Genomic DNA, 14795 nt, shown 5'->3' on the forward strand with positions numbered 1-14795 from the left:
ACCCAGTCTCAGGAAACGAAGTGTTCTGTGACAAACGGCTCGCTATACCACATTGTCATGGTATCAGCGAGCTAAGCTTTGTTGCACATATTACCCCAGCTTTGGATTTGTCCGCACGGCTCATAACAGCCTGATCCAGCGGCACTGAAGTCACTGCGATAACTTCATAACGATGCAGCAATAGGGAAGCATAAATGACAGTGAAAGAGGCAGTACCTGTCCGTGACAAAAAACCAGCGATCGATGACTCTCCCCTCATCGAACCTATAGGTTTTACTCCAGTACAGCTGAACTCCACTCGCGCGCGTTTATTTTTCTCCAAACGTGCCTTAATTGTTGCCGCTTGTCTGCTCCTGAGTTTATTGGCGCTATATTATCTGATTATCGCTCGCTCTCTGATATTCGATACCCAACCCACCGATGCAAAAATAAGTATCAATGGGTTCGCAATTCCCCTGGGCGATGGCCATCTTGTCTTACCAGGAAATTACAGTTACACCATCAAAGCGGAAGGCTACCTGCCTAAGAGCGGTGAGGTTAAAGTCAACAGGGAGGGGCACAGCCGCCACTCAGTTAGCCTGGAAAAACTTCCTGGTCATTTACAGGTTGAGACGGATCCTCCAGTACCGGTTAAAGTGCTGATTAATGGCAGCGAAGTACCTAATAAGAATGGGCTTGTGGAAAATGTTCCCGCGGGATCCATGCGGATTACGGTTCTATCAGATCGCTACCTACCTTTTACCAGGGAGATTAATGTAGAAGGCCTCGATAATGTCCATCAGCTGGAGGCCAAACTCCGCCCGGCCTGGGCAAATATTCGCATCACCAGCAATCCTCCTGGCGCCAAGGTAACCCTCAATGGTGAAGTTCTTGGTACCACACCAATTAATGCTGAGTTAATCCAGGGAGATCGGGTCATCTCCATCTCCCTTGCCGAGCACAAGACTGTCGATATTCCCGTAGCAGTTACTGCCGGAGTGGACCAGACCCTGGCTACAGTAACTCTTGGGCCAGCCGATGGCCTATTGCGTGTCGTCACCACCCCTGAAGGGGCGGGAGTGACCGTGGATGGAGAATTTCGCGGTCATACTCCTCTGGAGCTTGAACTCACATCGGGGGAAACCCATCGACTACGTTTTTTTAAAGATGGTTATGCGTCAGTAGAGCATACGATCGACCTTTCTGCGGGTATGCAGCGCGACCTGAATATCAACCTGAATGCGGTTTACGGCAAAGTTCGTGTCTCCAGCGTTCCGCCAGACGCTGAGGTTTACATCGATGGGCAGTTTGCAGGAAACACCGGGCAGACTTTCAACCTGCCAGCAAGGACTCACCGTATTGAAGTACGCAAGCGAGGTTATGAATCATTCGATACCCGCGTGATTCCCAGTGCCCGACTGGAGCAAACCGTGCGTGCAGTGCTATTAACCAGGGAGCAGGCACGTTGGCAGCAGGTTCCTCCAGAGTTTCGCCATGCCGCCGGTGGCACCATGAAATTAATGCGCCCCAATGCGGTTTTTACTATGGGCTCCTCACGCCGCGAGCAAGGACGTCGTGCAAACGAGGTAATGAAACAAGTTTCCCTCAACCGGCCTTTTTATATCGGTACCACGGAAGTTACCAACCGGGAGTACCGCAGATTTAAACCCTCACATACCTCAAGCCATGTAAACGGTGTAAGCCTGGATAACGATAACTTGCCTGTAGTCAGTGTCAGCTGGGCCGATGCAGCTCTCTTTTGCAATTGGCTCAGCCAGCGGGATGGCCTAAGCCCGGTGTATCTCACGGAGCGGGGACGTATTGTAGGATTTGATTCTGCTGCAAATGGTTATCGCCTGCCAACCGAAGCCGAATGGGCCTGGCTGGCTCGCTACGATCGGGGTGTCATGCGTAAATACCCATGGGGCAATGACCTACCAATCGCCAGTAATTCGGGAAATTATGCCGACAGCTACGCTGCCAAACTGATTCCTACAGTCCTGCGAACTTACAGCGACCGCTATGCAGCTACCGCTCCCGTGGCCAGCTACAACCCCAATCCACTGGGTATTTACGACTTGGGAGGCAACGTATCTGAGTGGATACACGACCTCTACACCATCGGTACCGGCCTCTCATCTCGCCAAGAAGAAAATCCAGTAGGGCCGCAAGATGGTGACTACCATGTTATTCGCGGCTCCAGTTGGCGCCACGCGGGGCTGACAGAGTTACGTCTGTCTTACCGCGATTATGGAGAGGCCTCTCGCAACGATATCGGCTTCAGGGTTGCCCGTTGGGTCAACTAGGAGAAAGTTATGCTCAGAATCCTATTAATTCTTACCGCCTTACAATCTCCAGCAGTGCTTGCACAGGGGGAGCAGGATGAGGAAAAAGAGCCATTGACCCAGGTAGCGCAGAAAAAAACGGATGAGAATAAATCCAAAAGTAGTAAGCGCAGTTCCGACGATTATAAAGCCTCAGAGGAAATATCTGAGGATCTATCGGTTTCCTATCCCGTGGATATTTAGAGAAAAGTTCCCAAGGGCACCATCATGAAACTCAAATCATCAGATTTTATTTTCCAGATATTTGCGCTACTGGGCTCAGTTATCCTGGTCCATGCTATTTATGTAGCCATAATACGCCCCAATGCCGATGCGCTGATTGAGGAACAGTTAGCCCGCGAAGCAGCTGGGGAAACCTATATACAGCAACGCTCCATTTATATTGTGATGCGCGACTACGAGCAGGAAGCCTGCTTTGTGTTGATGCTCTGGGCCATGGCAATAATGGGCCTGAAGGCTCAGCGAAGCATGCGTGAGCGGAAGCTACTCAAAAAAGCCCTGCTCAATGTCAGTGAAGGCACACCGATATTACCGGAAGATACTCGCGACCTATCTCGCCCAATCCAGGCTCTCCCGGAAGAAGAGCGTAGTTTCCTGGTACCCAGAGCCCTTCTCACAGCACTGCAACGCTTCGGTTCCACCCGCAACGTGGCTGCAGTTTCCAACTCAATAAAAGAAGTTTGTGAAACAGAGGGGGATCGCCTTGACTCAGAATTAGCGATGGTTCGCTATATCACTTGGGCTATTCCTTCAATTGGTTTTATTGGCACTGTACGCGGTATCGGTGAAGCACTCGCCCAAGCGCATAAAGCCGTAGAAGGGGATATCGCCGGCGTCACTGTGAGCCTGGGTGTTGCCTTTAATTCCACTTTTATCGCCCTGGTTATCAGTATTGTCATTATGTTCTTTACCCATCAGTTGCAGCTGATGCAGGAAAGACTGGTGCTTGATACCCAAAGTTACTGTGACAACCGACTGCTGCGGTTTCTAAAAATTAGTTAACCGCCAATTATCATCCACATCCCGGCTATTGGCCGCGAGGAAAAATCCATGGGACAAGGTGTCCTTGAAATCAACGATTGTGGTTTAAGGGTTTTTATCGGTACTACAGAAGTTCTTGAAAGTCCCGGTGTAGCGGTAATTGAACCGAGGCAGATCTATATCGGCACTGCTGCACAAATGCGAGCGCGCAATCACCCCACCCAGGTCAACAACCAGTTTTGGCGCAGGCTCAGCCTGGAATCATTGAAGTCGGAAAATCAGCGATGTCGTCACCATGCCGACCTGGCTTACTGTCATCTGCAGGAAATTTCTGAGCACTGCGATCTCCCCGAAGAGTTGGTTCTTGCAGTACCGGGAAATTTCACCCGCGAGCAACTGGCTCTGTTACTAGGCGTTATCAATGAAAGTGGTATGAATGTTGTGGGGCTGGTTGACTCCGCTACCGCAAGCATAGGCGACCTCGCCCCACCGGGAATGCAATTGCATGTAGAACTGCAGCTCCATCAGACCCTGGTTTCGCGAATCGATGTGGATCAACAAGCGGCGGTTAGATCGGCAGAAACTGTCGCCGATGCAGGGCTACATCATTTTCATGAGGCTTGGGCCCGGGTATTTACTGATGCCTTTGTAATGCAGTGCCGTTTTGATCCACTCCACTCTGCAGAATCCGAACAACAGCTCTACGACCTGATGTCTCAATGGGTAAGTCGCGCCATGCGTCAGGGAGAGGTTCTGGCAGAACTGGATGATCGCACAGCAAAAGTCACTCTGCGCCAACTGCAGGATGCCACCGCACCTATTCTCTCCCGCGTGCGAGCGATGATTGAGAATATCGCAGAAAGTAGCAGTGTCAGTTTTATTTCCCACCGCTGGGCGGAAATCCCTGGGGGAATCCAATTGGCACAACATATGTATCTTCTATCCAGGGACAGTATCGCCCAGACGATCAATAATCGCTGGCAGGAGCTGCGCAGCAAGGATTCAGCGTTGCGCCTGGTTAACAGCATCAGTGCAACACCGGAAAGTGAAATTTCTGTGCGCCTGGATACGCCACCAGAAGCTGCTGCAACACATTTACTATTTGGTCATCGAGCCCTCGCCGCACATCAACCGCTGTTTGTTTTCTGGCACGAAGACAAGTTCCAGGTAACCCCCACCCCCCCTAAACATCCTGCGGCAACAGTTACTAACCACGCAGGACGCCTGGCCCTGCGTGTGGATGCGGGAATTAACTTGATACTGAATGGCGATGAGATCACCGCACCGGTCAACCTGAATGCCGGGGACAGAATTGGCATTGCCAATCAACAGGATGTAATAACCGCCATTAGCGTGGAACGCCATGAGACGTAAGCAACGTCGTTTTTCCACTTTTAGCTTGTCTTTCCTTGACATTATGTCCTGTGGCTTTGGTGCCGTGGCACTTATTTTCTTAATTATCAAACACGGCTCAGACCATGAAATCGAAGTAGAAACGGAAGACCTGAGCGCTGAGGTAAATCTGCTTCAAGAAGAGGTTGAATTTGGCCAGGAGCATTTGGTACAGGCGCGAAATACCCTGGACATCGTCAGCAATGAGCTTGTTGAGGCGCAGGGACTTGCCCGCCGAATTCTGGATCAAATCGAAGATGTGAAAGGTAACATCGCCGAAATCGATAGTATTGACGAGCAGGAAGACATAAAAAGGCTTCAGGACAAGCTGAAGAAACTAGAGAAAGCCAAGAAAAGCCTTGAAGAGGAAAATAAAAAACTCGGCAACAATGTGCGTAAGTACACAGGCGATGGAGACCGTCAATATTTGACCGGGCTGCGCCTAGGTGGCAACCGTATACTGGTACTACTCGACTCCTCTGCATCCATGCTCGGGGACGAACTGATCAAAATAATACGCGCTCGCAACATGTCATCGCGAGTAAAACGCCAAACTGAAAAATGGCGCCGGGCTATCAATACCGTCTCCTGGTTAACTGCGCAACTACCGCCAGACAGCCAGTACCAGATCTATACTTTTAATACATCTTTTCGCGCCGCTATCGCCGGCACGGAAGATCGCTGGCTCAACGTGGATGATCGCGACCAGTTGGACCAGGCAATTAAAGGACTGAATGAAATAGTGCCAGAAAACGGCACCAGCCTGGAAAGGGTGTTCAACGCCATTCACGCTATGACTCCACTGCCGGATAACATTATTTTGATCACGGACGGGCTACCCACTCAGGGTATGAAACCTCCAAGGAGCGCCACTATTTCCGGCAGGGAGAGACGCAACCTGTTCAAACGTGCTGTCAAAGTGCTTCCCAAAAATGTCCCCGTGAATGTCATTCTTACGCCCATGGAAGGCGACCCCTTTGCCGCCAGTGAGTTCTGGAAATTGGCTATGCAAACCCAGGGTTCCTTCCTGGCTCCCTCGAGGGACTGGCCATGACAGGTTCGCGCAAGAAAAGAAGACAGGAAGAATTCAGTATTTCTTTTCTCGATGTAATCTGCTGTGGTTTTGGCGCCATCGTCTTGCTTTTGATGATTACCAAAACCGCCGAGCCCATTGTTCTTGAGGAAGCTGAAGTAGATCTTGATGCCCAGGTAATGGAACTACAGCAGCAATTAGCGGAGATTCGTGGAGATACCACTATTCTCAATCGAGATCTCAACGCTAAACGTGAACAAATTGACATTGAACAAAAGCGTATTGCCAACCTCCGCGGAGAACTGGAGTCTCTTCAGGCCCTCTATGCCAGCAAAACTGAAGGACAAAGTGAAGAAGGAAAATTAAAAGGCGAACTGACTGTCGCCCTGCAAACACTTACCGAGGAAATGCGTCGCATACTTGGAGAAAACTACCAGCGTAAGAATAATGTCATCGGTGGAATTCCCGTAGATAGTGAATATATTCTTTTTATCATCGATACCTCCGGGAGTATGTTCAATTACGGCTGGGATCGTATGATGGCTGAAATGGTAAATACACTGGATCTGTACCCCAATGTTAAAGGCATCCAGATAATGAACGACATGGGGGACTACATGTTTTTCAATTATCGCAATAAGTGGATACCAGATACACCGGGCCGCCGACAGGCTATTCTCAAACGACTGAAGACCTGGAATCCATTTAGTAACTCCAGTCCAGTAGAGGGTATACAAAAAGCCGTTCGCAGCTTTTATGACCCCGACAAAAAAATCAGTATCTATGTTTTGGGTGATGAATTTACCGGCAAATCGATTCGCAATGTGATGCTGGCAGTGGATAGGGTAAATGCCAAACGCGGTGAAGGGAAACGTAATATCCGTATTCATGCGGTTGGATTCCCAATCCAGTTTTCCCGACCACCTCATTTACAAACCACCGGGTTACGTTTTGCGGCCCTTATGCGTGAACTTACTTATCGCAATGGCGGCACTTTTGTAGGACTTAACGATTTTCGCTAGCCGATTTGATATCAGGAGCAACTCATGAAGTACAGGATAAAAGCGGCTTCGCCACACCAATTAACGACAGTGTTATTTCTCTCCCTACTACTGGGAGCTTGCTCCCACACCGTTCAAGTAGCAGGAAAATATCCTTCACCCGTAGGCGATCAACTTCCCCTATCAGTGGGCATCTATCTCAGTGAGGACTTCAGGAATTATATCTACGAGGAAGATAGCGAAGATCGTGAGGAGTGGAAAATCAATACTGGTCGAGCACAGAAAAATCTGTTTGAAACAGTGCTGAGCTCAATGTTCACCAATACAGTTTCTCTTTCCCAATACCCAGAAGATATACCGAAAAATGTCGAACTTGTTATAGTTCCAGAGGTTAGGGAATTGCAATTTACCATGCCGCGGGAAACCAGGGTCAATATTTTTGAGGTATGGATAAAATATGACATGAATGCCTATGATCCACGAGGGCAACAGGTTGCCAGCTGGGTTATCACAGCCTACGGGAAGACACCTACCGCCTTCTTGAAATCCCAGGAGCAGGCCCTAACCCAGGCAATTAATATTGCCCTGCGTGATGCTGGCGCAACTCTTTACACAGGCTTCGAAAAAGTACCCGAACTTCAGGCTTTTCTCTCAGGAAAGCTGAGATCTGCCTCGCTGCAGGAGTTCAAGGTCAAATCCAGCAAGGCTGAATAGAGGATTTTTGTTGTGTTCAAGCCATTAATTGTTTCCGCCCTGATTATACTGACGGGTTGTACCACCGTCGTAATTGATGAATACAGACGCAGCGATGGCGAGCTTGCTGCGGGTGATTCTGTGGTTATCCTGGGACGTCGTCACTCCAGCGATTATGAAACCGAACCGGATCTCATAGCCTGTGTCGGAAGAGAACTCCACAACCCTGAAATGGGGGTCAATATAATTCCAGAGAAAGAATTCGTCGACATCATGTACCCCTGGTTTGAGCCTCGTACAGCACCCATGCATGTACGTTCTCTGGACCGTCTGATGGAGAATGAAGGTGTGCGCGAGCGCATGGAAAACTACGGGATTAAATACATAGTATGGATTGATGGCTCAACGGAGACAACAGCCAGTGCAGGCTCTATTAGCTGCACTATCAGTACCGGGGGCGCTGGCTGTTTTGGATTCGGCACCTGGGACAAGGAATCTGACTATGAAGCCTCAGTTTGGGACTTCCGCGACCGGGAGCTGTCAGGCAAGCTGAGTGCGGATGCCAAGGGTACTTCCTATATGCCGGCGATAGTCATTCCTATTCCGCTGATCGCCAGGGTACAAAATAACGCGTGTAAAGGTATGGCGGCCCAATTGCAACAATTTCTGATTCCAGCCAGCGGTACAAGCTCCTAGACAATAAACAGACAGGGAGGCCAGGGGTAATGAGATTATTTAATCGGTGGATTGCCAGTACACTGGTAGCATTGGGCGTGGGGTGTGCTTTCAACCCAGCCACAAAAAGTCCAGACCTGGTATTAATGTCTGAAGACAAAGAAATCTCTATTGGCAAGGAAATGCATGAGAAGTTGATAGAGAGTACGCCTATTTACCAGGACCCTGTCCTCACAGCTTATGTCAACCATGTTGGTCAAAAAGTAGCTGCTGCCAGTGATCGCCCTGATATCAAATACCATTTCACCATTATTGACAGCCAGGATATCAACGCCTTCGCCCTGCCAGGTGGCTATGTATATATTAATCGTGGCCTGCTCACCTACCTGCATTCAGAGGCTGAAATGGCCGCAGTACTTGCCCATGAAATTGGCCACATCACAGCCCGCCATGCAGTTCGGCAAAAAACAGCAGCCACCGGCGCAAATGTAGCGTCCGTTTTGTCTGTGTTGGTCACTGGCAGCGGCGTAGTTGGTGATGTCGCCAATCTATACAGTACCGCTGCAGTAAAAGGTTATGGGCGGGATATGGAACTGGAGGCAGATCGCTTTGGTGCCCAGTATATGTTTAACGCAGGTTATGAACCGGAGGCGATGATCAATGTCATCGGACTGCTAAAAGACCAGGAGACTTTTGCCAGGAGGCGTGCCCGTATCGAAGGTAAGAAACCACAAACCTACCACGGCGTATTTTCCACACACCCCCGCAATGATCTCCGCCTACAAGAGGTAGTAAAAGCGGCAGGAACCTTACCCGAAGAGGGTAAATCCACTAAAGTGGCCTACTATCGGGAAAAAACCGATGGCCTGGTCTACGGAGATAATTCCAGGCAATCCAATAAAAATCGGTTTAATCACAAACGCTTGGGCTTCTCCCTTCTCTTCCCCGATGGCTGGACGGTGGATAACCAGAGATCTTCGATTGTGGGAACCGCTCCTGACAATTCAGCAACAATTACTATCAAAGTCGCCAAGCGCGATGGTAATCAGCCTGCTGATATGGCACTGCGCGAAGAGTACGATTTACGTAAACTGGATCAGGAGGAGATACTGCAACAGTATCAATTGGAGGGGCATACCGGGAAACTTCCCAACCCTGAAAAGGGAACTGCAGATCCCGATAGGGTTGCGGTTATCTATTACGGTAGCCGGCAGTTTATGCTGGAAGGAAAGATAGTTGGTGCCAGCACTCAGGATAAGGAAGCTCTTGAGGAATATGACACATTGTTCCTGACAAGTATCCGCAGTTTTCGTCCTCTGCGCAAAACTGACATTGTAGAAAAAGATATTCGCCGGTTGCGCTACGTAAAGGCAAATGACAAAACTACCTTCTCTTCCCTGGCGAAGCATATGGAAATTGGCGACTACGCCGAAGAACAGTTGCGCCTCCTCAATGGATACTATCCTCGTGGTGAACCCAAAGCTGGTGAGTGGATCAAAATAGTGCAATAGGCCCTGTGACTACCCCCTCACAATATCTGCTTGGCAACAGCATATCTTTTCTGTAAAGCTTCCCCTTGTCAGCTTTAAGGGATTTAAGGGGAGCTACCCACTCTTTTTTTAAAAACCTGAGTGCCAGAATCCAAGACCCAGGTTTTCCCGGACAATTTTAGGCAAAGCAATCCAGGCAGGATGATTGCCAATTGGACTAATTATCGATTAATGACAATAAACATAATAATAGGAGTCGACAATGAACGGCATGATGATGCAGTCTCAGTTAACCCTTACCGCTATCATGCGCCACGCCTTGAGTAATTCACCAAATAGTGAAATTGTTTCAGTTACAGCAGAAAACCCACAGCATCGCTATAACTACAAACAGGCATTCGATCGCACAGCTCAGCTCGCCCACGCATTGACCAGGCTCGGAGCAAATAACGGTGACCGTATCGGTACCCTCGCCTGGAACGATCATCGCCACTTTGAACTCTATTACGCAACGTCCTGTAGCGGCCTGGTCTGCCACACCATCAACCCCCGGCTTTTTCCCGAACAGATTCATTTTATTATTGAGCACGCCGAGGATCGGTGGCTTTTTATCGACCCCATGTTTGTGCCTCTAGTTGAAGCATTAGCCAATAAACTCACACATGTAGAGGGTATTATTGTCCTGGCGGACAGAGCACATATGCCCGAGAGCAAACTGCCCCATTACTTTTGCTATGAAGAGCTAATTGCTGAGGAGTCCAGCCATTTCCAGTGGCCGGAGTTGGGTGAGAACACTGCGGCAGCACTTTGCTACACATCTGGAACCACCGGCAACCCCAAAGGTGTGCTCTATTCCCACCGCGCAATGACACTTCATACCTATGGCGTGCTGATGCCGGATGCTTTCGCTATACGCCATGATGAAGCCATTCTACCCGTAGTACCCATGTTCCATGTCAACGCCTGGTCAATTCCCTATGCGGCACCGGCTGTTGGTGCCAAACTTGTCCTGCCTGGACCTAAGATGGGATGTGGCGACACTCTGAGCAAACTGATGCGGCAAGAATCGGTAACTATTGCCGCAGGTGTCCCCACCGTCTGGCTCGCACTGCTCAAATACTTGCGTGACAGTGACGAAACTATCCCCAGCCTCAATCGTGTCGTAGTGGGTGGGTCAGCCTGTCCCTGGAGCATAATGGAGGAGTTCGAACAAAAGCACGGTGTCTACACTCATCATGCCTGGGGTATGACTGAGATGAGCCCTCTCGGCACCTACAATACCCAAGTGGACCCCACTATTCCCACTGAGGAAGCCAAGCAGCTGCGACTCAAGCAGGGCCGGGCAGGTTTTGGTGTTGAAATGCGTATTTTGGATCCCCAGGGAAGCCCTCTGTCCCATAACGGCAAAGCCTTCGGCGCTCTGCAGGTACGCGGCCCCTGGATCTGTGAGCGCTACTACAAGGCAGAGGAATCCGCACTAAGCGCTGATGGCTGGTTTGATACCGGTGATGTGGCCACCATAGATCATCTCGGATACCTGACTATCACCGACCGCACCAAAGATGTTATCAAATCCGGCGGCGAGTGGATTTCCTCAATAGAATTGGAAAACTTCGCTATGACCCTGGATGGCGTGGCAGAAGCGGCTGTTATAGGAGTAGCCCACGAGAAATGGTCTGAGCGGCCTCTGTTGGTAATCGTTCCCGAGGCGAGTGCCAACCTGGAATCTGGAAAGATCCTCAGTGCCTTCTTGGGGCAGTTCGCCAAGTGGTGGATTCCTGACGACTGTGTAATTATCGACGAGCTACCTCACACGGCCACAGGGAAAATCAGTAAGAAAAATCTTCGGCACCAGTTTGCAGAACACTTATGGTCACAGGAAGTAATCGTGTGACTATCCGACTTCCAAATGTTTATACTCCCCTCAGCCAGATAACGCCTAAAAACCTGACTGGCTGTGAGAAATACTCCAAGGTTTCCAGGCAAAATGCCGAGCAGGTCACAACTACAGGTTCTAACTTACTCCTGGATATCTCCCTGTCATATTTTATTGCTAGAAAGTGCCCCATATTCATATGGGGTGGCCTTAAAATGTTCAAAAAATTTATTTCTGTTTTATTAGTTCTCTTTTCGATTGTGGCAAGCCTGACCTGTGCCGAAACTGAAAATGCCGGTAGCAAAAGCAAGTACCCCCTGGTGATTGCACATCGCGGTGCATCCGCCTATTTACCGGAACATACGCTTGAGGCAAAAGCCCTAGCCTACGGTATGCGTCCTGATTATATCGAGCAGGATCTGGTGCTCAGTAAAGATAATCACCTAATCGTAATGCACGATATTTACCTGGACAGCACAACCGATGTTGCAGAGGTATTTCCCAATCGAGCGCGCGAAGACGGTCACTATTACACTATTGATTTCACCCTGGAAGAGCTGAAAAGGCTAAAGGTCAGTGAATCTTTTATCATGGGAGAAAATGGTCCCCAGGCAAAGTATCCTCACCGGTTTCCCCTTTGGAAATCCAGCTTCAAACTCTCTACATTTGAAGAAGAGATCGAACTGATCCAGGGGCTAAACCAGTCTTTAGGCTATGACATTGGTATCTATCCAGAAATCAAGAAACCCTATTTCCACCATTGGGAAGGCAAAGATATAGCTGAGATCGCCCTTAAGAAACTCAAGCAATATGGTTACACCGATGATCGTCAAAAGGTATTTCTACAGTGCTTTGATGCCGAAGAATTACAACGTATTAAACTCGAATTAATGCCCGCGCTCGGTATGGACCTTCCCCTAGTACAGTTGATCGCAGCAACAGACTGGGGGGAAAAATTAATTCAAGTTAACGGAACTATCCAAAACTATGATTACGATTGGATGCTTGAAAAAGGGGGCTTAGACAAAATTGCCACCTACGCTGATAGCATCGGCCCCTGGTACCCAATGTTGATGGAAATTAAAGGCGACCGGCCTCGCGCCAACAATGTTGTGCGCAGGGCACACCGTAGGCAGCTGCAGGTACACCCATATACTTTCCGCGCCGACCCGGAAAAATTGCCAGAAGAGTTTGACAGCTTCAACCAGTTTTTACATTTTGCCGCTTACCAGCTGCGAGTGGATGGTCTTTTTACCGATCACCCCGATCGCGTGGTCAGCTACTTATCACGCGATCGGTCAAATAGATAATTTATAGATTAATCAGCTAAAAAAGGCCGCTTGTTAGCGGCCTTTTTTTAATCAAATCTGGAGAAATCTGCTGGGCGCTTCTCCATAAAAGCAGTCGCGGCTTCTTTAAACTCCTCAGAGGCCAGGCGATCCTTAAAATGACGCCCCTCATCTTGGATAAACTCCAGTCCTTTTTCCTGGGTCGCCCGGCGCAATAATTGCTTGGTCAGACGTACCGCCGCTGGCGCTTTTTCAGCCAGCTCAACAGCGGCTTCGCGAGCGCGGGCAATCGCCTGCTCAGACTCGACAGCTGCATTGCAAATACCAATTTGCACCGCCTCCTGCGCCGAGAATTTCTTGCCGAGCAGTAAAAGTTCAGAAGCCTTGGCATGTCCAGCAATACGGGGAAGCAGGTAGCTGGAACCATACTCCGGACAAAGCCCCAGATTCACAAAGGGCATCTGGAACATCGCATCGTGGCCAGCAAAGGAAAGGTCGCAGTGCAGTAGCATGGTAGTCCCGATACCCACTGCCGGGCCATTTACTGCCGCAACAACCGGCTTGGGAAAATTGTACAGTGCACTCATAAACTGGAACACTGGAGACTCTTCGCCCTCCGCTGAGCCACCAAGGAAATCAGTCAGGTCATTGCCACTCGTAAAGATGCCTTCGGCACCAGTGATCACAGCTACACGAATATCACTGTTATTAGCTGCACTGTTAAGCAATTCTGCCATGGCGGTATACATAGCCATAGTCAGGGCATTTTTACGTCCCGGGCGATTGATAGTGATTTCCAGTATACGATCATTGACCTGGGCCAGGATCTCCGCACATGCGCTTTGCATATTATTCTCCGGGTATAGAATCATTTGAGACTGCCAGGCAGTCTTTATATTGGCCTGTTATAGAGTTGCATTTCTTACTAACAACTTCCTTCATCCACTGGATTAGCGGTTCAATAACAGCGAGCCACCTATTCAGGTAATTCATATTACCGGCTGTTCTCGCATAGGCGAGTTCATAACCAACCACTTTCGTTGACGGGAATAACCCGGCAGCCGCTGGCCACCGGGAAGATTCTGGTACGCGCGCTATCAGGGTTTAACTGCAGAATCCCTGCGCAATGGCTGGCACATGCAGTGGACCCCTCCACCACCAGGGGTGATCATGGAAATATCTGGATCAATAACTTCTAGTCCATGAGCGCGACACTTTTCAGCCAGGCCGGTATTGGCCTTAGGTAGCATTACCCGATCATTCCCCAGTGCCACAACGTTGACCCCCAACTCCAATACCTGCGGAAATGGGATATCAATAATCTCAATATTGCGACCTTTGAACCACTGCACCAACTCAGGCTCCACAGCATCAACACAGATAGCCGCCAGTTTTTCCGCAAGCATTGCCACCATTACATCAATATGCAGGAAGAAAGGATCAAACTGGTAGCCTTTAACTTCCCAGCCTTCTTTTTCCACCCAGCTTTTCATTTGCTCGAACCCTTGAGGACTCGTGCGCTCGCCGGAATAACCACACAGAATTACGCCCGGCTCCAGTACCATAAAATCACCACCTTCAAGAGAGCCTGCGGTAATCACATCGTAGATGGGTATATCCAGTTCAGCGTATTTCTTGACGATTGGTACCCACTCACCGCGACGCCAAGGGCTGTACATCTGCGTCACAATTGGGCCCCAAGGGGTCATCACTGAAGAGTCGCGGCCATAGATCTGATAGGGCAGGCTGCTGTCAGCGGGAATCAGGTGTGTATTAACCCCCGCATGGCGATAAGCATCCAACATCTCCGCATGCTGGGCTTCCGCTATCTTGTGGTCAAATTTCATTCCCAGCCGCTCAGCGCGGCGGGCACTTGCATTGCCGGTACGCCAGCTAAAGTTATCCACAGGCCCTATAAGAACTTCGCGCAATACACCGTACTCAGAGTCCATCCCCCACTTGGTAAGAGGCGCTGTAGCGCCATTGTCATTGCGGTGCTTCAGGGTAAATTCACTCATCTGGTCCATCCAAATTTCTATTA

At 49.5% G+C, this 14795-nt stretch carries 13 protein-coding genes; 11 read left to right on the forward strand and 2 right to left on the reverse strand.

Annotation, left to right across the window (positions count from 1 at the left end; translation table 11 throughout):
- Nucleotides 1-194 precede the first annotated feature (194 nt).
- From GL2_RS03420 to glpQ, 11 genes are all read left to right on the forward strand, one after another.
- Nucleotides 195-2285 carry a PEGA domain-containing protein gene (locus tag GL2_RS03420; RefSeq protein ID WP_143729313.1) on the forward strand — a complete coding sequence of 697 codons (2091 nt, stop codon included), beginning with the start codon at nucleotides 195-197 and terminating at the stop codon, nucleotides 2283-2285.
- Between the two features lie 9 nt (nucleotides 2286-2294).
- Complete coding sequence (locus GL2_RS03425; RefSeq protein ID WP_143729314.1) at nucleotides 2295-2507, forward strand: hypothetical protein; 213 nt, start codon at nucleotides 2295-2297, stop codon at nucleotides 2505-2507.
- A gap of 24 nt (nucleotides 2508-2531) precedes the next feature.
- A complete protein-coding gene (locus GL2_RS03430) occupies nucleotides 2532-3326 on the forward strand; it encodes a MotA/TolQ/ExbB proton channel family protein (RefSeq protein ID WP_143729315.1) in 795 nt (264 codons plus the stop codon).
- Nucleotides 3327-3374: 48 nt separating this feature from the next.
- Nucleotides 3375-4679 carry a hypothetical protein gene (locus tag GL2_RS03435; protein ID WP_143729316.1) on the forward strand — a complete coding sequence of 435 codons (1305 nt, stop codon included), beginning with the start codon at nucleotides 3375-3377 and terminating at the stop codon, nucleotides 4677-4679.
- Nucleotides 4669-5751 carry a vWA domain-containing protein gene (locus tag GL2_RS03440; protein ID WP_143729317.1) on the forward strand — a complete coding sequence of 361 codons (1083 nt, stop codon included), beginning with the start codon at nucleotides 4669-4671 and terminating at the stop codon, nucleotides 5749-5751. Before GL2_RS03435 ends, GL2_RS03440 begins: the two co-directional genes overlap by 11 nt.
- Nucleotides 5748-6752: a VWA domain-containing protein gene (locus tag GL2_RS03445; RefSeq protein WP_143729318.1), complete on the forward strand. Its 1005-nt coding sequence runs from the start codon at nucleotides 5748-5750 to the stop codon at nucleotides 6750-6752. Before GL2_RS03440 ends, GL2_RS03445 begins: the two co-directional genes overlap by 4 nt.
- Before the next feature lie 24 nt (nucleotides 6753-6776).
- Nucleotides 6777-7445 (forward strand): hypothetical protein, encoded by a 669-nt coding sequence (locus tag GL2_RS03450; protein WP_143729319.1) that lies wholly within the window; start codon nucleotides 6777-6779, stop codon nucleotides 7443-7445.
- 12 nt (nucleotides 7446-7457) lie between these two features.
- Nucleotides 7458-8120, forward strand: coding sequence for a hypothetical protein (locus GL2_RS03455; protein ID WP_143729320.1), 663 nt, complete (start codon nucleotides 7458-7460; stop codon nucleotides 8118-8120).
- Nucleotides 8121-8149: 29 nt separating this feature from the next.
- Nucleotides 8150-9610 (forward strand): M48 family metalloprotease, encoded by a 1461-nt coding sequence (locus GL2_RS03460; protein ID WP_143729321.1) that lies wholly within the window; start codon nucleotides 8150-8152, stop codon nucleotides 9608-9610.
- Between the two features lie 241 nt (nucleotides 9611-9851).
- On the forward strand, nucleotides 9852-11483 hold the full coding sequence (locus GL2_RS03465; RefSeq protein WP_143729322.1) for a long-chain-fatty-acid--CoA ligase: 1632 nt from the start codon (nucleotides 9852-9854) through the stop codon (nucleotides 11481-11483).
- A gap of 197 nt (nucleotides 11484-11680) precedes the next feature.
- A complete protein-coding gene (gene glpQ / locus GL2_RS03470) occupies nucleotides 11681-12775 on the forward strand; it encodes a glycerophosphodiester phosphodiesterase (protein WP_143729323.1) in 1095 nt (364 codons plus the stop codon).
- Between the two features lie 47 nt (nucleotides 12776-12822).
- On the opposite strand, the gene GL2_RS03475 is transcribed toward glpQ, so the two are convergent.
- Together GL2_RS03475 and GL2_RS03480 are read right to left on the reverse strand one after the other, a co-directional pair.
- On the reverse strand, nucleotides 12823-13602 hold the full coding sequence (locus GL2_RS03475) for an enoyl-CoA hydratase (protein WP_143729324.1): 780 nt from the start codon (nucleotides 13600-13602) through the stop codon (nucleotides 12823-12825).
- A 249-nt stretch (nucleotides 13603-13851) separates the two neighbouring features.
- Nucleotides 13852-14772 (reverse strand): dimethylarginine dimethylaminohydrolase family protein, encoded by a 921-nt coding sequence (locus tag GL2_RS03480; protein WP_143729325.1) that lies wholly within the window; start codon nucleotides 14770-14772, stop codon nucleotides 13852-13854.
- Between the last annotated feature and the right edge of the window lie 23 nt (nucleotides 14773-14795).

Source organism: Microbulbifer sp. GL-2 (assembly GCF_007183175.1).
Taxonomy (GTDB): domain Bacteria; phylum Pseudomonadota; class Gammaproteobacteria; order Pseudomonadales; family Cellvibrionaceae; genus Microbulbifer.